Origin of the sequence: Nonomuraea sp. NPDC050536 (assembly GCF_044457685.1) — a bacterium.
Classification (GTDB): Bacteria; Actinomycetota; Actinomycetes; order Streptosporangiales; family Streptosporangiaceae; genus Nonomuraea.
On sequence record NZ_JBITHD010000001.1, the window covers coordinates 944,604 to 962,657 of the forward strand.

Sequence of the window (18,054 nt, forward strand, 5' to 3'; positions counted from 1 at the left end):
GGACCAGAATGATCACCCCGTCCCGAGAAAGGGACAACCAGCGAGTCCCTTGTGATCACGTCGAAATTCGGGCCTGGGAGGATTCGCCGCCATGAGACTTCTGCGCGCGGCGACCGCGGCCGTCATGGCCGGAGCGGCCTTCGGGGCCCCGGCGAGCGCGACAACCGCCCAGGACCCGGTCACGGCAATCCAGCACCAACTCGTCAAGGGTCACGGCGTGAAGATCGTGAGCCGCGGTCAATGGGACGAAGGCGGGCGAGGCTGGATCAATCACCTCACGCAGCACGACATCGTGGGCTTCAGTGACGGCAAAGTCGCAGGCACCGAGACGTCGTACACAGTCGATGGCCTGCACGTCCGCGAGATCTGCGTGAATGGCCACATGTACGAGCGTCGCGGCAAGAAGAAGCGATGGACCGGCATCACCTGGCGTTGCATGAAATTTCTGGGTTTGCCGCTCGTCAACCTCGCCAATGCTCGGATTCTCAAGGCGATCCTGTCCAGCACCACTCAGACGCGTCCCGACGAGGTGTATGACGGCACGCCGACCACCCTCTACCAGGGCACGATCACGCAGGGGCAGCTCGCCGCCATCGATCCCGCGCTCTTCGGCAAGGACGCCGCCAAGTGCGCAGACTGGGTGGTCCTCTGGCGCCTGTGGATCGGGAAGGACCAGCTGGTTCGCCGGATCTGGACGTCGTCCGACGTGTGCGGCATGGACACGAAAGAGGGTGACAAGCGCTTCCACGCCTTGGATGACATCCGCCTGACCGACTGGGGCATGAAGGTGACGATCAAGCCGCCACCCGCCAGCCAGACCAAGATGCTCACCCACCCGAAATAGCGCCCAGCACGGTGTCGAGGCGTTCCAGGAGTGCCCGGCCCGGGACCAACGGCCCGAAGCCGCCGTACAGGACCGCGAGGCAAGGCGCCCGCCAGACGCGGATCTCGGCGGTCGCGCCGGTCGTGTCCGTCACCCAGATCGCATCGAGGGCGGTGGGCGACGACCCGTCCGTCGAGCACCGGGTCCCGTTGAGCAAGGATTCCGTGCCGCCCGAGGAGGACGACTTCGGCGCCGTCTCGGCGGTGATGAGCGTGCGGAAGGGGTCGAGGTCGCCGGTGATCGTTCGTTGTCTGGTGAGGCGGCCGCCGGGGCCGTAACGGCAGGCGGTGGCCGCGGCGAGTGGGCTCGGCAGGAAGGTGCTCGACGTTCCTCGGTTGCGGGCGATGTCGTCGCGCAACGATGAGCCGGCGCGGCTCGAGGATGAGCCGGCAGTACGTCACGGACGCGACAGGGTCCGAGGGGAGGAAGTCGCCGGGCCTGTCGCGGATCCCCCAGCTCGGGACCCAGGTAGCGGGCATCCTTCGTGGTGGATTTCGGGGCGGGACGTGGGGGGCGTCAGCAGGGATGCGGCGGCCACGGCTGTCAGGAGGAGGCGGAGCCACGCCGGCATGGGGGAAATCTACGCCTTTGCTGTCGGGATAAATCCGGAATTGCGGGCTTCGGGTATGGGGATTTCCGGCAGGATGATCAGTAGCCGGTCCAGGGGGACCGGAGTGACGGGGGACTGGGGACGGGGGAAGCGTCTCCTGCTTCGTCAGTAAGGAACGGGGAATTCATGCGAAGGTTACGTACTGCTCTGCTGTCGGGGGCCGCTGTGGTGGCTGTTACCGGGCTGGGTGTGACGGTGGTGGCGACGCCGGCTTCGGCGAATCGGGTGGATGCCACCTGTGCGAACACCGCTGACGACGCCAAGAATCTGCAGGCAGCGATCGACTCCGCCAAGGACGGGGACGAGGTCGTCATCAAGGGGCCGTGCCTGATCAACGCCACGATCAGCCTGCCGCCGCGCCGTACCTATCGAGGTGACGGCAAGGCGGGCACGGTCATCAAGCAGGCCGACGGGGCGAACCTGCCGGCGATGCTGGCCTCCGAGGGCTGGGTCAAGAACGCGGAGACGAGCGACGACACGGTCAGGATCGAGCGGCTGACGCTCGACGGCAACCGTGACGCCAACAAGGGCACCGTGGGGCTGATGCTGCGAGCGTGGAACGCGCGCGTCTACGACGTCGACATCTACGGCGCGCCGTCGGACGGGATCAGGATCAGCAACCCGTCGCAGAACGGCACGATGCTGCGCAACACCATGGTGAACAGCATCATCAGCGACGTCGACATCGAAGGCTCGGCCGAAGCGGGCATCCGCGTGGTGGACCCGGGCAACTCGGTCACGGACTGGACGCTGCAACGCGCCTGGATCGGCTTCAACGGCACCAACGCCATCCAGATGGACAACGCGGCGGGCTGGACGCTGAGCGAGCTGCACCTGTACGGCTCGCCGAAGAATGCGATCGACGCCCACCGCTGCTTCGGCACCTCGATCTCCAACAACTACATCGAGGACTTCGGCTCCGAGAGCACCAAGGACCAGACGTACTACGGCATCCGCTGCGACCTGCAGGGTGACGCGGCGACCACGATCACCGGCAACCGCATCCACAAGTTCCTGCCGCCGCCGGACGGCTTCGCCGCGCTGAAGCAGGCCTTCCGCGAGCGCAGGGCGCCCGACGTACGTAAGATGACCGCCACCGGCGACCTGCCGGCCGACGTCAACTTCGTCTATCTGGCGCTTGACGCGGTGAACTACGGCACCGGGCACGCCGCGATCTCCGGAAACACGATCGTCGGCCACGGCACCAAGCTCGAGACCGGCATCCAGCTCAAGAAGGGCGAGGGCGACCAGCTCTCGGTGGCCTCGGGCGTCAACCTGGTCGACGGCGCCGGCGTGCCGATCTCGATCGGCCCGGGCGTGCGTTACACCCGCGGCTACTGATCACAGCACCCGGAACGCCAGGTGCCGTCCCCGGCCCTGACCCACGGCGAGCGCGAACCAGAGGCGGAGCACTCCGTCGAGCGCGTCGTGCTGGTCGGGGCCGAGGTACACCGGCCGCAGGCCGACGGCGTCGACGAGCTGCTCGACGGTGTCCTTGTCGGCCTCGGCCGAGGAGTAGAACAGGTCGCCGCGCTCGCCGTCGAAGGCCGGGTCGGCGAAGTTCTCCCAGCCGTAGGAGTTGAAGGCGCGGGCGTAGCGCGCGCCGGGCGCCTTCGCGGCGACGTCCGCCGCGCTGTGCAGCTTGTCCTCGCCCATCCGGTTGACGGCGTCCACGACGAGTTTCCCGTCGAGCTCGGGCCCGTACTCGTCCAGGAAGGCGACGACGGCTGTGCCGGGCACGGCCACGACGACGGTCTCCGCACCCGCGAGCGCGTCGGGGATCGGCGTGCTCCGTGAACCGTAGGTCACCTCGTGCCCGGCGGCGGCGAAGGCCCGCCCCAGCGTGCCGCCGATGTTTCCCTTACCGATGACTGCGATCTTCATGCCCGGCGCAACCGCCCTGCCGTGCCGGCTATTCCCATGATCAACATGTCGAGGGCGGCCGCGAAGTCCGCCTCGGCGTCGATGTCGGGCAGAACCCCGAGCAGCCGGGTGAAGTGCGGCAGCCGTTCGGCGTCGACGCCCTGGCGGAAGTGGTCGAGCTGCTCCTCGCCCTGGCTGGCGTAGAAGTCGCCGGTGAACCCGGCGGTCGACAGCAGCAGTGAGCCCATGATCAGCCCGTTGATCGCGCTCAGTGCCCGCCGTACCTGAGTGTCGTCGAATCCGGCCGCGTACAGCGCCTCGAGCAGATCCTCCAGGGGCCGCAGCGCCCGCTCAGAGGTGGGGTTGGCCTGGTCGGTGACCAGCGCGAGCGGCACCACCGGATACCGGGAGAGCGCCCGGTACATGCCCAGCGCCGTCGCCCGCACCCGCTCCTGCCAGGGCAGCCCGGGATCGGGGCGCGCCACGTCGCCGTAGACCCGTTCGGCCAGGCCGTCCAGGATGTCGGCCTTGTTGGCGAAGTGGTTGTACAGCGACATCGCCTCGATGCCGAGCCGTTTGGCCAGCTTCCGCATCGACAGCCCCGCCAGGCCCTCCTCCTGAGCCAGGAGGAGGGCGGCGTCGAGGATCGCCTCGCGGTTGATTCCCTTACCCACGTTGACAAACTTACACCGTAAGCGTTCTACTTACGCCGTAAGTTTCGATGGGAGGACTCATGACAGACGTGATCATCGTCGGCGGCGGGCCTGTCGGCCTGCTGCTGGCCGCCGAGCTGACGCTGGGCGGCGTGGAAGCGCTGGTACTGGAGGCGGCGGAGAGCCCGGTCCGCCGGGAACGCAGCCTCGGCCTGCGCTCGGTCAACGTGCGCAGCACTCAGACACTGGCTCTGCGCGGGCTCGCGGAGCCGGTGATCGAGGAGCAGTGGAAGTACCTCGAGGGGGTGGCGCACGACGGCGCCGACGCGGTGTCGTTCCTGATCCAGCTGCTCAAGGAGGGCAAGACCCGGGGCCACTTCGGCGGGCTGCCGCTGTTGCAGGACCAGGAGGGACCCGCCGAGTACATGATGCTCAAGCAGCACCTGCTCGAGCGCGTGATCGCCGCCAGGGCAGAGGAACTGGGCGTGCGGATCCTGGCCGGCTGCGAGGTCGTCGACGTCGAGGGGGCCACGGCGGTGCTGCGCGACGGCCGCCGCTTCGAGGGCGCCTACCTGGTCGGCTGCGACGGCGGCCGCAGCGTGGTGCGCAAGCGCTCGGGCATCCCCTTCCCCGGCACGGACGCCACGATGACGGGCCGCACCGCCGTGGCCGAGGTGGCCGACCCCGCCGCGCTGACCTCGTCGCTGCGCAGCCCCGGCGGCCTGGTCAACCTGTCACTGGTGCCGGGGGAGATCGCCACGATCGAGTTCGACGGCGGACCTGGCGAGCGCGACGCCCCGATGACGGCCGAGGAGCTGCAGGCCAGCCTGCGCCGCGCCAGCGGCGTCGACACCGTGCGGGTCACGTCGCTGGAGGCGGGGATCCGCTACAGCGACAACACCCGCCTGGTCGAGACCTACCGCCGTGACCGGATCCTGCTGGCGGGCGACGCCGCGCACGTGCACTCGCCGATCGGCGGTCAGGGGCTCAACATGGGCCTGCAGGACGCGGCCAACCTGGGTTGGAAGCTCGCCCTGGTGGTACGGGGCAAGGCTCCGGAGTCCCTGCTCGACACCTACACCGCCGAGCGCCGGCCGGTCGCCGACCGGGTGCTGCGCAACACCCGCGCCCAGGTCGCGCTCATGCGCCCGGGCCCGCAGGTCGACGCCCTGCGCGCGGTGCTGGAGGAGACGCTGCGGCTCCCGCAGGCGCACGACCACTTCACCGCGATGGCCAACGGCACCGACATCGACTACGCCCCCGCCTCGGCCGACCCGCGCGTCGGCCGCTTCGCGGCGCCGCCCTACCGGGAGCTGCTGCGCGACGGCAAGGGTCTGCTGGTACGGCAGGCCGAAGCGGAGCCCGAGCAGCTGGTCCGCCCCGACGGCTACGTGGCCTGGGCCGCGGGAGAGCGGGAACCCGTCACGGCGGCGCTCACCCGCTGGTTCGGCTCAGCGCATCTGGAAGTCCGCGAAGTCGAACCCCGGTGAGACCACGCAGCTGACCAGCACCTCCTCCTGGCCCGCGGGCCGGGCCGACTGCCACACGCCGCCGGGCACGACGGCCTGCGGCACCTGGCCCTGCTCCACCAGCGGGCCCAGGACGACGGTCTCGTCGCCGATGGTCAGTTCCAGCGCCCCGCCCCGGTGCCACAGCCACACCTCGTCCGAGCGGACCACGTGCGGCCTGGACTCCTCGCCGGGGCAGAGCAGGAAGTAGATCCCGGTGGCCGACGCCCTGGGCCCGCCGTACCCGGGAGGCTCGAAGGAGACCTCGGTGCGCCAGGTCTCCTTGAACCAGCCGCCTTCCGGGTGCGCACGCAGGTCCAGGGTCTCGGCCAAGAACGGTCGTGTCATGCGACCATGATCTCAGGCCTTGACCGCGCCACCGAGCAACCCCGACACGAACTGCCGCTGGAAGACCAGGAAGACCAGCATCAGCGGCAGCGTGGCGAGGAAGGCGCCCAGCATCAGCCCGGCGTAGTCCACGTGCGACAACCCGATCAGGTGGTTCAGCGCCACCGGCACGGTGTAGCGCTCCTCGGAGTTCAGCATCAGCAGCGGCCAGATGAAGGCGTTCCACTGCGAGATGAACGTGAAGATCACCAGCGCGCCCAGCTGCGGACGCACGCACGGCAGCACGATCCGGTAGAAGATCCGCAGATCGCCCGCACCGTCGAGCCGCCCGCTCTCCAGCAGCTCGTCAGGGAAGTCCACGAACGCCTGCCGCATCAGGAAGATCCCGAAGGAGTTCGCCAGGAACGGGATGATGATCGACTGGTAGGTGTCGACCCAGCCGATGCTGGCCATCATCTGGAACAGCGGCACGAGCAGCACCTGGAACGGGATCATCATCGTGGCCAGCACCACCCCGAGCAGCAGTCCGCGCCCGCGGAAGCGGTACTTGGCCAGCCCGTAACCGCACATCGCCGACACCAGCCCGCTCAGCGCCGTGTAGACCAGCGCCGTCCACACGCTGGTGGCCAGCACCCTGGCGAAGTGGACCGACTCCTCCAGATGGCGCAGGTTGGCCATCAGGTCGCCGCCCGGCAGGAACGGCGGCGGAGAGGCGAACAGCTCCGACCCGTCGTGCGTGGCGGCCACCACCATCCAGTAGAAGGGCACCACGCTGACCACCGCGCCGGCCGCGGCCAGCACCCACAGGACGAGCCGCCTCACCCGCGCCCCTTTCCGAAGTAGCGGAACTGCAGCCAGGACAGCCCGCCGATCAGCAGCACCACCACCCACGCGATCGCCGCCGCGTAGCCGAAGTCGAACTGCTTGAAGCCCACCTGGTACAGGTAGAGGATCGGCGTCAGCGTGGCGTCGCCAGGCCCGCCGCCGGTCAGCACCAGCGGCTCGTCGAACAGCTGCAGCGTGCCGATCGTCGAGGTGATCGAGCAGAACAGCAGGACGGGCCTGAGCTGCGGCAGGATCACCTTGCTGAACGTCGTCAGCGGCCCGGCGCCGTCGATGGCGGCCGCCTCGTACTGCTCGCGCCCGATCGCTTGCAGCCCGGCGAGCAGGATGATCGCGTTGTAGCCGGCCCAGCGCCAGGTGATCGAGGCGATCAGCGCCACCCGCGCCCACAGCGGGTCGTTCAGCCAGTCGACCTGCAGGCCGAGCACCTGGTTGACCGCGCCGCCCTCGGTGCGCAGCAGCACGCGGAACACCACCGCGTAGGCCACCAGCGTCGTCACCGCCGGCAGGAAGTAGGCCGCCCGCAGCGTCGCGCGGAAGCGCAGCCACGACTGGTTGAGCACGTACGCGAGCACCGTGGCCAGCGCGATCATGATGGGCACCTGGATGACCAGGATCAGCCCCACGTTCACCAGCGACTGCAGGAACGACGGGTCGCCCGCCAGCCGCGTGTAGTTGCCCGCACCGCCGTCCAGGCTCTGCAACAGCGACGCGGCCAGCGGGTAGGCGAAGAACATCCCGAACAGCGCCGCCGCGGGCCCGACGAAGATCCACGGCACGGTACGGCGGCGCCACCGCTTCGCCTGCGGGGCCACGATCAGGCGGCCCGCCGTACTCGTGGCTGTCATGAAGCCAGACCCCGTTTGGTGGCGGCGGCCAGCTGCTCGGCGGCCCTGTCGAGCACCGCCTTGGGGTCCTTGCCGTTGAGCAGCGCGTCGGGGACCGCCTTCTTCAGCAGCTCCTCGGCCTCCTTGTCATCGCCGGTCAGCTCGATCGGCGGGATGTTCCTGACCTGGTCGGCGAACAGGCGGTTGACCTTCTGCCCGCCGAAGTAGGGCTGCGGCTCGTCGAAGAGCGGGTCGGACAGCGCGGGCAGGTAGGCGGGGAAGAGCGCCTCGGTCTTCATCATCGACACCTGCCGCTCCTTGCCGGCCAGCAGCCACTCCACGAACGCCCACGCGGTGTCCTGGTTCTTGGTCTGCGAGGTGATCGCCAGCGCCGACCCGCCGTTGGCCGAGGTACGGATGCCGCCCTGGTCGAAGGCGGGCAGCGGGATGACCCCGAACTTGCCCGACAGCTCGGCCATCTCGCCGGTGAGCGTGCCGGTCCACCAGGCGGCGGTGGGCTGGGTGGCGGCCTTGCCCTGCTTGGTGGCGGTGACGCGGCCGTCCCAGCCCTTCTCGTTCTGCAGGAGATCCTTGTCCTTGAGCGTCTTGAGCAGCGTGAGCGCCCTGACGGCGGCCGGGCTGTTCACGGCGACCTTGCCGTCCTTGAAGTAGCCCTGGCCCAGCTGCTGCAGCAGCGTGGTGAACGCGGCGGCGCTCGTCAGGTCGGAGACGAACAGGCGCTTGCCGGTGGCCTGCTTGATCTTCTCGCCCGCCTTGACCAGGTCGTCCCAGGTCTGGACGGCCTCGGGGTCCACCCCGGCCTGCTTGAAGTAGTCGCGGCGGTAGAACAGGCCGACGGGCGCCGAGTCCCACGGCATCGCGTACAGGCCCTTGCCCGAGGTGGCGGCCTTCCACTTGGCCGGGTCGAAGTCGCCCTGGTACTTGGCGGCCACCGGGCTCAGGTCCACCAGGCCGTTCGGGAAGTGCTCGGCGTACCCGGCGATGTAGGTGTCCTCGAGCGTGATGACGTCGGGCAGGCCGGCGCCGGACTTCAGCCCGACGGTGATCTTGTCGTAGGCGTTGTCGTAGCCGATGTCCTCGATCTCCACCTTGACGCCGGGGTGGGACTTCTCGAACTCCGGAGCCAGGCGCTGCAGCGCCTTGGCGGCGACGTCCCAGGACCAGACCTTGATGGAGCCCGAGACCTTGGCCGACTGCGCGAGCTTCGGAGCCTGCTTGGCCGGGGCCCCGCCGGTGGCGCAGGAGCTCAGCGCGACGACGGCCGCCAACCCCGCTATGACATGGATCTTGTTCACGATGACGTCCTGTGGTATGTCATGCTCTGCATACTGAGTTTTGAATACAATAGGCGTCCGCCGCCGGATGCACCAGAGCGCTGTGAAATGTCGGTCAGGGTGGCTACGCTGCGGCACGTGACTCATGAGGGCCCTTCCCCGGCCCAGCGACCTGGGGAAACGGCCAGGCACGCGCGCGTGGCCGCGGGCCTGGTCGAGCTCGAGCGCTGGCTCGGCGATCAGGTACGGCACGGCATCGCGGGAGCCGATCGCCGCGCCTGGGACGAGCTGGCCAAGCGGCTCGTCGACGCGCAGGCCTCCGGGGTCGCCGGGGTGGTGTCCCGGCTGGAGCGGGTGCGGTCGTTCGAGGGCTGGCCGGAGCGGCTGCTGGCCGAATACGCGCTGCTCAACCTGCTCGCCGTGGCCTTCAGGCGCCGGGCGGAGCTGCCCGAGCCGCTGGCGCGGACCGTGCTGAGCCGGGTGGGCTTCCCCACCTCGCGCGAGGAGGTCCTGGCCGGGCCCGCGGTGCGCGACCACTGGCACGTCCTGGCCCTGCGCGACGAGGACCAGGACCCGCTCGTCGTCCGCCGCGTCTGGCTGCACGGCCACGGCACCGGCCGTCCCGCCCTGATCCTCACGTTCACCCCGCCCGGCCAGCGGCCCGACGACTCCCTGGTTCCCGGCACGGTCATCGACGCCGCCCTCGCCTTCTACCCCGGCGCCGCCCCGCTGCGGGCCATCGTCGTTCCCGCGGCTTCGCCGGAGTTCCAGCCGTTCGAAGGAGCTCCGGCAGCGGGTTCGCCGCGATCGCCCGGAGGAGAGGTGGGTTTCGAGGAGCCGCCGGGCGTGAGCGTGGCGGAGGGGCTGGCGCAGGTGGGCGGGGTGCTGGCGGCCGATCCGTGGATCGAGTCGTGGCCGCTGGTGCTGCGCGACGTGGTCCCCGAGGCCGAGATGCTGGGCGGGCTGCCGCTGCATCCCCGCGACCGGGAGCCCTGGCGCCTCATCGCCGTCGCGGGCGGGCGGCCCGTGACGGTGGCCGTGGACTGGACGCCGGCCGGACTGCGCCCGCTGGCCACCTGGGCCGACGACGGGACGGCGGTGCCGCTGTGACGTGGGAGGACCTGGTCTCCACCGCGCTGGTCGGCACCGACCGCCGGCCGTACGGCGCCGACCTGCTGGCCGACGCGGCCGTCGAGGTCGTGCGCCGCCGGGCGGGACAGCAGCCGGCGGCGCACGGGGGCGAGATCGACGTGGCGCCGGAGGAGGAACGCGAGGCCGTGGGGCGGGCCGCGGCACGGCGACTGGTGCGGATCCTGGCCGGTCAGTACATCAGGGTGCTGCCCGAGTGGCTGGCCGCGGCCGCCGCGTCCGGGCGGCGCGCCCCTGCCCACGCGCTGCCTGACCTGCTGGAGCGCGGCAGGCGGGATCGTTCCATGCGGGCGCACCTCGGCGTCCTGGCGGGCGAGCGGGGCAGGTGGCTGGCGCGGCGCAACCCCGACTGGGCCTACCTGCTGGAAGAGGCGACGGGCGAGCCCGGCGGGCAGGTCTGGGAGCTGGGCGGGGCCGGCGACCGGCGGGCCCACCTGGCACTCCTGCGCGCCACGGATCCGGCCAGGGCGCGCGGCCTGCTGGAGGAGACCTGGGAGCGGGAGACGCCCGACGACCGGGCCGAATTCGTCGGCGTGCTGGCCGACGGGCTCACCATGGACGACGAGCCCTTCCTGGAGGCCGCCCTCGACGACCGCAGGCGCGAGGTGCGCCAGCAGGCCGCCAACCTGCTGACTTGCCTGCCCGAATCCCGCCTGGCCCGGCGCATGGCGGAACGCCTGGCCCGCGTCATCGACGTCATCGGGCCCGGCGAGATCGCGGTCAACCCGCCGGAGGAGTGCGACAGGGCGATGGAGCGCGACGGCGTCAGGGCCAAGCCGCCGCGCGGCATCGGCGAACGGGCCTGGTGGCTCCAGCAGCTGATCGCCAGGGCGCCGCTGGCCCTGTGGGGCGATCCCGACGGCGTGGTCCGCGGGCGGATCCCCGACTGGGAGGACGAGGTGCGCGCCGGCTGGGTCAGGGGCGCGGTGCTACAACGGGATCCGGCCTGGGCGCGGGCCATGTTCGCCTGGGACCCGATCGCCGACCTGCTCGCCGTCCTGCCGCCCGAGGAGCGGCAGCACCTCGCCGCCGATTTCGTGAAGAATCGGGAGATGGACAGCCAGCTCATCATGGTCCTCGGCGGCGTTCCCGCGCCGTGGCACGACGCGCTGGCGGCAGCCGTACTCCGCAAGATCGTGCAGGTGGCGACCACCCAGCCGTGGAACCTCGGCGAGCTGGGCAGGCTGGCCGCCGAGCGGATCGACCCCGCGCTGTGCGACCTGCCGATGCTGGCCAGGCCCGACCCGAACGTCCAGGAGGTCGCCGCCCTGCTGCGCTTCCGTGCCGACATGCTGAAGGAGCTCGAATGACGGTACTGCGCCCGCACGCGGAGGACCAGTACGCGGAAGAGCTGGCCCTGCTGGCCAAGGACGACGACAGGCCCCGCCCGCCGGGCTGGCGGCTGTCGCCCTGGGCGGTCACCACCTACGTCTTGGGCGACGGCGACCGGATCACGCCCAAGTACGTCGGCGCCCGCAGGATCGTCGAGGTGGCGGTCGCCACCCTGGCCACCGATCGCGCGCTGCTGCTGCTCGGCGTGCCGGGCACGGCCAAGACCTGGCTGTCGGAGCACCTGGCCGCCGCCGTCAGCGGCGACTCCACGCTGCTGGTGCAGGGCACGGCCGGCACCGCGGAGGAGGCCGTCCGCTACGGCTGGAACTACGCTCGCCTGCTGGCCGAGGGCCCCTCGATGGACGCGATGACCCCGTCGCCGGTGATGCGCGCGATGGCCGAGGGCCGCATCGCCCGCGTCGAGGAGCTGACCCGGATGCCGTCCGACGTGCAGGACGCGCTGATCACCGTGCTGTCGGAGAAGACGCTGCCCATCCCCGAGCTCAACAGGGAGGTGCAGGCCGAGCGTGGCTTCAATCTGATCGCCACCGCCAACGACCGCGACAGGGGCGTCAACGAGCTGTCCAGCGCGTTGCGCCGCCGCTTCAACACGGTCGTGCTGCCGGTCCCCGCCAGCGCGGAGGAGGAGGTGGAGATCGTGGCGCGCCGCGTGGCCGAGCTGGGCCGTTCGCTGGCGCTGCCGGAGATCTCGACGGGGCTGGCGGAGATCCGCCGGGTCGTGACCGTCTTCCGCGAACTGCGCGACGGTGTGACCGAGGACGGCCGCACCAAGGTCAAGTCGCCCAGCGGCACCCTGTCGACCGCCGAGGCGATCTCGGTGCTGACCAGCGGCATCGCGCTGGCCGCGCACTTCGGCGACGGCGTGCTGCGCCCCGCCGACGTGGCCGCCGGCCTGGTGGGCGCGATCGTGCGCGAGCCGGTGTCCGACCGGGTGGTGTGGCGCGAGTACCTGGAGACCGTGGTCAAGGAGCGCTCCGGGTGGAGCGACTTCTACCGGGCCTGCCGCGAGGTCTCATGAGAGTGCTCGGCGTCCGCCACCACGGTCCAGGCTCGGCGCGAGCCGTACGCGACGAGCTGGAGCGGCTGCGCCCCGACGTGATCCTCATCGAGGGGCCGCCCGAAGCCGACGGCCTGGTCGCGCACGCGCCCGGGTGCGAGCCGCCGGTCGCGCTGCTGGCCCACGTGCCCGGCGACACCTCCCGCGCGGCCTTCTGGCCATTCGCGGTGTTCTCGCCGGAATGGCAGGCGATCCTGTACGGCACGCGTTCCGGGACCCCGGTCCGGTTCTGCGACCTGCCCGCCTCCCACAGCCTGGCCGTGGCGGAGCGGGCGGCCTTCTCCCGCGACCCGATCGGCGAGCTGGCCGCAGTGGCCGGCTACGACGACCCGGAACGCTGGTGGGAGGACGTCGTCGAGCACCGCGGCGACACGCCCTTCGACGTGATCGCCGAGGCGATGGCCGCGCTGCGCGAGGGCTACCAGCCGGACGAGCGGGAGGCCTGCCGCGAGGCCCACATGCGCAGGACCATCCGCGCCGCCAGGAAGGCCGGATACGAGCGCATCGCGGTGGTGTGCGGCGCCTGGCACGTGCCCGCCCTCACCGAGCCGTTCCCCACCGCGACCTCCGACGACGCCCTGCTCCGCAGGCTGCCGCGGGTCAAGGCCGAGCTGACCTGGGTGCCGTGGACCTACGGGCGGCTGGCCGCCTGGTCCGGCTACGGCGCCGGGGTCACCTCGCCCGGCTGGTACCACCACCTGTTCACCGTCGCCGACCGTCCCGTCGAGCGCTGGCTCGCCGAGGCCGCCGCCGTCCTGCGCGCCGAGGGGCTCGCCGTCTCCTCCGCGCACGTCATCGAGGCGGTACGGCTGGCCGAGGCGCTGGCCGCGCTGCGCGGGCGCCCGCTGGCCGGGCTCGGCGAGGTGACGGAGGCGGCCAGGGCGGTGCTGTGCGAGGGTGACGAGCTGCCGGTCGGGTTGATCCAGCGGCGCATGGTCGTCGGCGACCGGCTCGGCCAGGTCGCCGACGGCACGCCCATGGTGCCGTTGCAGCGGGACCTGCGCGACCAGCAGCGGCGGCTGCGCCTCAAGCCGGAGGCGCTCAGCCGCGAGCTCGACCTGGACCTGCGCAAGCCGCTCGACCTGGAGCGCAGCCACCTGCTGCACCGGCTGCGGCTGCTCGGCGTGGAGTGGGGCGCTCAGGAGGAGGCGCGGGGGAGGGGCACGTTCAGGGAGACGTGGACGCTGGAGTGGCGGCCCGAGTACGACCTGGCGCTCATCGAGTCGGCCGCGCTCGGCACCACGGTCCGTGCGGCCGCCGCCCAGCGCGCCCGCGACCGATGCGCGTCCGGTGTGGTGTCGCTTGCGGAGCTGACCGAGTTGGTGGAGCGGGCCCTGCTCGCCGGGCTGCCGGAGGCGATGCCCGAGGTGCTGGCCGCCCTGTCGGCACGGGCGGCGCTGGACGCCGACGTCACCCACCTGATGGCGGCGCTGCCCGCGATGGTGCGGGCGCACCGGTACGGAGACGTGCGCGGGACCCCGGCCGAGGGGCTGGCCACGATCGCGCACTCCATGCTGGAGCGGATCAGGGTCGGGCTGCCCGTGGCGGTGTCCGGGGTCGACGACGGCGCGGCGTCCGGGCTGCTCGAGCACATCGACGCGGTGCATTCCGCGGTCGCCCTCCTCAGCGAGGAGCCCTCATCCGACGAGCGGGAACTCTGGCTGGAGACCCTGCGCGGGATCTGCGACAGGGGCGAGCCGCACGGGCTGATCGAGGGTCGGCTGACCAGGATCCTGCTGGACGCCGGGTCGCTGCAGGACGCGCCCGGGCGGATGTCCAGGGCCATGTCCCGGGGCAACACCCCGGCTCGGGCGGCGGCCTGGGTGGAGGGGTTCCTGGCGGGCGGCGGGCTGCTGCTCGTGCACGATCCGCGGCTGCTCGAGCTGGTCGACTCGTGGCTGGCGCACCTGACCGGGGACCAGTTCACCGAGGTGCTGCCCCTGCTGCGGCGGACGTTCTCGGAGTTCGCCGCACCCGAACGGCGCGCGATCGGCGACCGCCTCAGGGCGGGCGCCCGCCGGGTGTCGGCCGAGGAGCAGGTGGACGAGGAGCGCGCGGCGCCCGCCGTACAGACCGTGCTGACGATCTTGGGCAGGCCGTCCACGTCGATGGAGGCCGGAGCATGAGCGGCAGGGAGCACGCGGGACCCGTGGACGAGCGGTGGCGGCGGTGGCGGCTGGTGCTGGGCGGCGGCGAGGCCGACGGCATCGGGATGGCGCTCGACGCGTCCGACGCGCGGATGGACGGCGCGCTGGGCGCCGTCTACGAGGACGCCGCCGGACTGGGGGCCTCGGCGCCGAAGGTGGCCAGGTGGCTGGGCGACATCCGGGCGTACTTCCCGTCCACGGTGGTCCAGGTGATGCAGAAGGACGCCATCGAACGCCTCGACCTGACCAGGCTGCTGCTCGAACCCGAGCTCCTCGAGGCGGTCGAGCCCGACGTCCACCTGGTCGGCACGCTGCTCGCGCTCAACAAGGTGATGCCCGACGCCGCCCGCGAGTCGGCCCGCCGGGTCGTCCGCCACGTCGTCGACGACCTGGAGCGCAGGCTCGCCCAGAAGGCGCGCGCCGCCGTCGCCGGCGCGCTCGACCGCTCCGCCCGCACCCACCGCCCGCGCACGGCCGCCGACATCGACTTCGCCAGGACGATCCGCGCCAACCTGAAGAACTACCTGCCCGAGCGCAACACCGTCGTCCCCTCCCGCCTGGTCGGCTACGCCCGCAGGCAGCGGGCCCTGCAGCGGGAGGTCGTGCTCTGCGTCGACCAGAGCGGCTCGATGGCCGACTCGGTCGTCTACGCCGGAGTGCTGGCGGCCGTGCTCGCTTCGACGGGCTCGCTCAGGACCTCGCTGGTCGCCTTCGACACCTCGGTCGTGGACCTCACGGACCTGCTGCACGATCCGGTCGAGGTGCTGTTCGGCACCCAGCTCGGCGGCGGCACCGACATCAACCGCGCCCTCGCCTACGCCCACGGCCTGGTCACCCGTCCGACCGAGACGATCCTGGTGCTGGTCAGCGACCTGTTCGAGGGCGGGCTGCGCGAGCAGATGCTGCGCAGGGTTGCGGCCATGACCGAGCAGGGCATTCAGGTGATCGTCCTGCTCGCCCTCTCGGACGAGGGCGCCCCCGCCTACGACCACGACAACGCCGCCGCGCTCGCCGCGCTCGGCGTCCCGGTCTTCGCCTGCACCCCCGACGCCTTCCCCGACCTCATGGCCGCCGCCCTCGAACGCCGCAACCTCACCCACTGGCCCGAGACCCATACCTCTTAGCCGTTGTACGGCGGGCGGTCGGTTGCGGCGGCTCGCCGTACAAAAGCGAAAGCCCCGCACGAATGGCGGGGCTTTCGGAAAGAGCGGTCAGTGGGCGGAGGACTCCGCAATCGCCCGGCGGGGGAGGAGGAAGGAGAAGGCGAAGGTGGCGGCCAGGAGGCCGATCTCCACCCAGACCGTCAGCTGCATCGCCGAGCTGAACGACCACTGGCTCTTGAGCAGGTTGAAGAAGAGCGTCCCCAGGACGGCGGTGCCGACCGCCGCGCCGAGCTGCTGGGTCGCGGTGAGCGCGCCCGACGCGGAGCCCGACTCGTGCGGCTCGACCCCGGCCAGGACGATGTCGAAGAAGGGCGCCATCGTCAGGCCCATCCCGATGCCGACCAGCGCCAGCCCGGGAGCCAGCTGCCACGGCCCGACGGACAGGCCGGCCAGGTGGATGGTCAGGCCGAGCACCCCGGCGCCGGCCGCCATCACGGTGACGCCGATCTGCAGCAGGCCGCGGCCCAGCTTCTCCTGCAGGCCCGACATCGCCAGGCCGAAGCCGACGACGCCGCCGATGGCCTGGGGCAGGCTGGTGAGGCCGGCCTTGAGCGGGCTGAAGCCGAGCCCGACCTGGGTGTAGAGGCTGAAGACCAGCGACAGGCCGATCATGCCGGAGAAGAAGGCCAGCCCGGCGACCAGGCCGCCGGTGAAGGCGCGCTTGCGGAACAGGCTCGGCGTGACCAGCGGGTCCTTGCCGGAGCGGGTGCGGCGCGACTCGTAACGGCCGAACAGGGCGAACATCACGATCGAGCCGGCCATCGAGAACCAGGTCCAGGCGGGCCAGCCCAGCTCGCGGCCCTGGATGAGCGGGAAGACCAGCAGGAAGGCGGCGACCGACACCAGGACCACGCCGACCAGGTCGAGCCGGGTGGCGTCGGACAGGCGGAACTCGGGCAGCACCTTCAGCCCGGCCACCAGCGCGGCCAGGCCGAGCGGCAGGTTGACCAGGAAGATCATGCGCCAGCCGGTGCCGAACAGGTCGGCGTCGACCAGCCAGCCGCCCAGCACCGGGCCACCCACCGACGAGATGGTCATGACGGGGCCGAACATGCCGAACGCCTTGCCGATCTCGTCCGGCGGGAACATCTCCTTGATCAGGCCAAGCCCCTGCGGCAGCATCACGGCGCCGAACAGGCCCTGCAGCACGCGTCCACCGATCAGCATCTCGGGGTTCATGGCGATCCCGCACACCAGCGACATCGCGGTGAAGCCGGCGGCGCCGATCAGGAACATGCGCTTGCGGCCGTACAGGTCGCCCAGGCGGCCACCGGTGATCAGGCCGACGGCCATGGCCAGGGTGTAGCCGGCGCCCAGCCACTGGACCAGGCTCGCGGTGCCGCCCAGCTCCTTCTGGATGGTGGGTGCGGCGATGGTGGTGATCAGCGCGTCGAGGAGGTCCATCACCTCGGCGGCCAGGATGACGAAGAGCGCGGCCCAGCGCCAGCGGTAACGCTGCGCCTCCGAGCTTGCCGCGGGGGCGGTGACGGTCATCGGGAACTCCTTGGGGGAACGATGTTCTTTAGACGAACGCTGTTCGTTACGAACACTGTTTTAGTGGCGAACGCCGTTCGTGTCAAGTACAGTGTTCGTTATGACGAACGTGCCATCGCCTCCGTGGCGGAAACAACGCCGCCAGATCAAGCCGCAGCTGAGCCAGGAGCTCATCGTTGAGACCGGATTGCGGATCGTGGACGAGGAGGGCATCGACGCGCTGAGCATGCGGCGGATCGCCCAGGAGTTGGATACCGGCCCCGCGTCGCTGTACGCGCACGTGTCCAACAAGGAGGAGTTGATCGAGCTCATCTACGACCTGGCTGTGGGCGAGATCCGGTTGCCGGAGACGGTGGGCAGCTGGCAGGAGGTCCTGCGCGCCTTCGCGACCGAGTCGCACCGGGTGCTGACCGCCCACGCCGACCTGGCCAAGGCGGCGCTGGCCAACATCCCCACCGGGCCGAACGCGCTGCGCATCGGCGAGGCCGTCTTCGGATTGCTGATCGGGGCGGGTTTGCCGCCGCGCGACGCCGCCCTGGCGCTCGACCGGATCTCGCTGTACATCTCCAGCGACGCCTACGAGGAGTCGCTGCACTACGCCAGGATGCGCACCTCGGGGATCGACGACCCGGTCGAGTACATCACCGGGTTCATCGGCCAGATCAACGCCTACTACAAGTCGCTGCCGCCGGACGAGTTCCCGAACACGACCAAGTACGCGGACGTGCTGACCTCCGACGACGGCGTCACCCGCTTCATGTACGGGCTCGACCTCATCATCGCCGGACTGGAGGCCCGCATGCCTTAGGCCCAATTGCCTAGGCCCGCCGCCCGATGTGCCGACCTGGGGTGTCGCCATAG

At 71.1% G+C, this 18,054-nt stretch carries 17 protein-coding genes; 9 read left to right on the top strand and 8 right to left on the bottom strand.

What is annotated here, in order from left to right; genetic code table 11:
- The first annotated feature begins 91 nt into the window (after positions 1-91).
- Entirely contained in the window at positions 92-844 is a 753-nt protein-coding gene (locus tag ACIBHX_RS04740) for a hypothetical protein (protein WP_397064219.1), read from the top strand.
- Here the strand turns inward: ACIBHX_RS04740 and ACIBHX_RS04745 are convergent.
- On the bottom strand, positions 828-1,241 hold the full coding sequence (locus ACIBHX_RS04745; protein ID WP_397064221.1) for a hypothetical protein: 414 nt from the start codon (positions 1,239-1,241) through the stop codon (positions 828-830). The two genes, ACIBHX_RS04740 and ACIBHX_RS04745, sit on opposite strands and share 17 nt — an antisense overlap.
- A 378-nt stretch (positions 1,242-1,619) precedes the next feature.
- Here ACIBHX_RS04745 and ACIBHX_RS04750 point away from each other — a divergent pair, with 378 nt between their 5' ends.
- Complete coding sequence (locus ACIBHX_RS04750) at positions 1,620-2,834, top strand: hypothetical protein (protein WP_397064223.1); 1,215 nt, start codon at positions 1,620-1,622, stop codon at positions 2,832-2,834.
- On the opposite strand, the gene ACIBHX_RS04755 is transcribed toward ACIBHX_RS04750, so the two are convergent.
- Positions 2,835-3,377 carry an NADPH-dependent F420 reductase gene (locus ACIBHX_RS04755; RefSeq protein ID WP_397064225.1) on the bottom strand — a complete coding sequence of 181 codons (543 nt, stop codon included), beginning with the start codon at positions 3,375-3,377 and terminating at the stop codon, positions 2,835-2,837.
- Positions 3,374-4,030, bottom strand: coding sequence for a TetR/AcrR family transcriptional regulator C-terminal domain-containing protein (locus ACIBHX_RS04760; protein WP_397064227.1), 657 nt, complete (start codon positions 4,028-4,030; stop codon positions 3,374-3,376). Before ACIBHX_RS04760 ends, ACIBHX_RS04755 begins: the two co-directional genes overlap by 4 nt.
- Before the next feature lie 59 nt (positions 4,031-4,089).
- Here ACIBHX_RS04760 and ACIBHX_RS04765 point away from each other — a divergent pair, with 59 nt between their 5' ends.
- A complete protein-coding gene (locus ACIBHX_RS04765; protein ID WP_397064229.1) occupies positions 4,090-5,499 on the top strand; it encodes an FAD-dependent monooxygenase in 1,410 nt (469 codons plus the stop codon).
- Here ACIBHX_RS04765 and ACIBHX_RS04770 read toward each other — a convergent pair.
- From ACIBHX_RS04770 to ACIBHX_RS04785, 4 genes are read right to left on the bottom strand one after another with little or no spacing between them, the layout of a single operon-like run.
- Positions 5,461-5,865, bottom strand: coding sequence for a cupin domain-containing protein (locus ACIBHX_RS04770; RefSeq protein WP_397064231.1), 405 nt, complete (start codon positions 5,863-5,865; stop codon positions 5,461-5,463). The two genes, ACIBHX_RS04765 and ACIBHX_RS04770, sit on opposite strands and share 39 nt — an antisense overlap.
- A 12-nt stretch (positions 5,866-5,877) precedes the next feature.
- Entirely contained in the window at positions 5,878-6,687 is an 810-nt protein-coding gene (locus tag ACIBHX_RS04775; RefSeq protein ID WP_397064233.1) for a carbohydrate ABC transporter permease, read from the bottom strand.
- Complete coding sequence (locus ACIBHX_RS04780; RefSeq protein WP_397064235.1) at positions 6,684-7,556, bottom strand: carbohydrate ABC transporter permease; 873 nt, start codon at positions 7,554-7,556, stop codon at positions 6,684-6,686. Before ACIBHX_RS04780 ends, ACIBHX_RS04775 begins: the two co-directional genes overlap by 4 nt.
- A complete protein-coding gene (locus ACIBHX_RS04785; protein ID WP_397064237.1) occupies positions 7,553-8,851 on the bottom strand; it encodes an ABC transporter substrate-binding protein in 1,299 nt (432 codons plus the stop codon). Before ACIBHX_RS04785 ends, ACIBHX_RS04780 begins: the two co-directional genes overlap by 4 nt.
- 117 nt (positions 8,852-8,968) lie before the next feature.
- Between ACIBHX_RS04785 and ACIBHX_RS04790 the strand changes: the two genes are divergently transcribed.
- The 5 genes from ACIBHX_RS04790 to ACIBHX_RS04810 are packed head-to-tail and all read left to right on the top strand — an operon-like array spanning position 8,969 to position 15,660.
- The gene (locus ACIBHX_RS04790; protein ID WP_397064238.1) at positions 8,969-9,940 is read left to right on the top strand and encodes an SWIM zinc finger family protein; all 972 of its coding nucleotides are present in this window, start codon (positions 8,969-8,971) and stop codon (positions 9,938-9,940) included.
- Positions 9,937-11,289, top strand: coding sequence for a DUF5691 domain-containing protein (locus ACIBHX_RS04795; RefSeq protein WP_397064240.1), 1,353 nt, complete (start codon positions 9,937-9,939; stop codon positions 11,287-11,289). The genes ACIBHX_RS04790 and ACIBHX_RS04795 overlap by 4 nt, the downstream gene beginning before the upstream one ends.
- The gene (locus tag ACIBHX_RS04800) at positions 11,286-12,350 is read left to right on the top strand and encodes an AAA family ATPase (RefSeq protein WP_397064242.1); all 1,065 of its coding nucleotides are present in this window, start codon (positions 11,286-11,288) and stop codon (positions 12,348-12,350) included. The genes ACIBHX_RS04795 and ACIBHX_RS04800 overlap by 4 nt, the downstream gene beginning before the upstream one ends.
- Positions 12,347-14,515: a DUF5682 family protein gene (locus ACIBHX_RS04805; RefSeq protein ID WP_397065023.1), complete on the top strand. Its 2,169-nt coding sequence runs from the start codon at positions 12,347-12,349 to the stop codon at positions 14,513-14,515. The genes ACIBHX_RS04800 and ACIBHX_RS04805 overlap by 4 nt, the downstream gene beginning before the upstream one ends.
- Entirely contained in the window at positions 14,512-15,660 is a 1,149-nt protein-coding gene (locus ACIBHX_RS04810; RefSeq protein ID WP_397064244.1) for a VWA domain-containing protein, read from the top strand. Before ACIBHX_RS04805 ends, ACIBHX_RS04810 begins: the two co-directional genes overlap by 4 nt.
- Positions 15,661-15,747: 87 nt before the next feature.
- Here the strand turns inward: ACIBHX_RS04810 and ACIBHX_RS04815 are convergent, their stop codons facing one another.
- A complete protein-coding gene (locus tag ACIBHX_RS04815) occupies positions 15,748-17,193 on the bottom strand; it encodes an MFS transporter (protein WP_397064246.1) in 1,446 nt (481 codons plus the stop codon).
- Positions 17,194-17,293: 100 nt separating this feature from the next.
- Between ACIBHX_RS04815 and ACIBHX_RS04820 the strand changes: the two genes are divergently transcribed.
- On the top strand, positions 17,294-18,001 hold the full coding sequence (locus ACIBHX_RS04820) for a TetR/AcrR family transcriptional regulator (protein ID WP_397064247.1): 708 nt from the start codon (positions 17,294-17,296) through the stop codon (positions 17,999-18,001).
- Positions 18,002-18,054 lie beyond the last annotated feature (53 nt).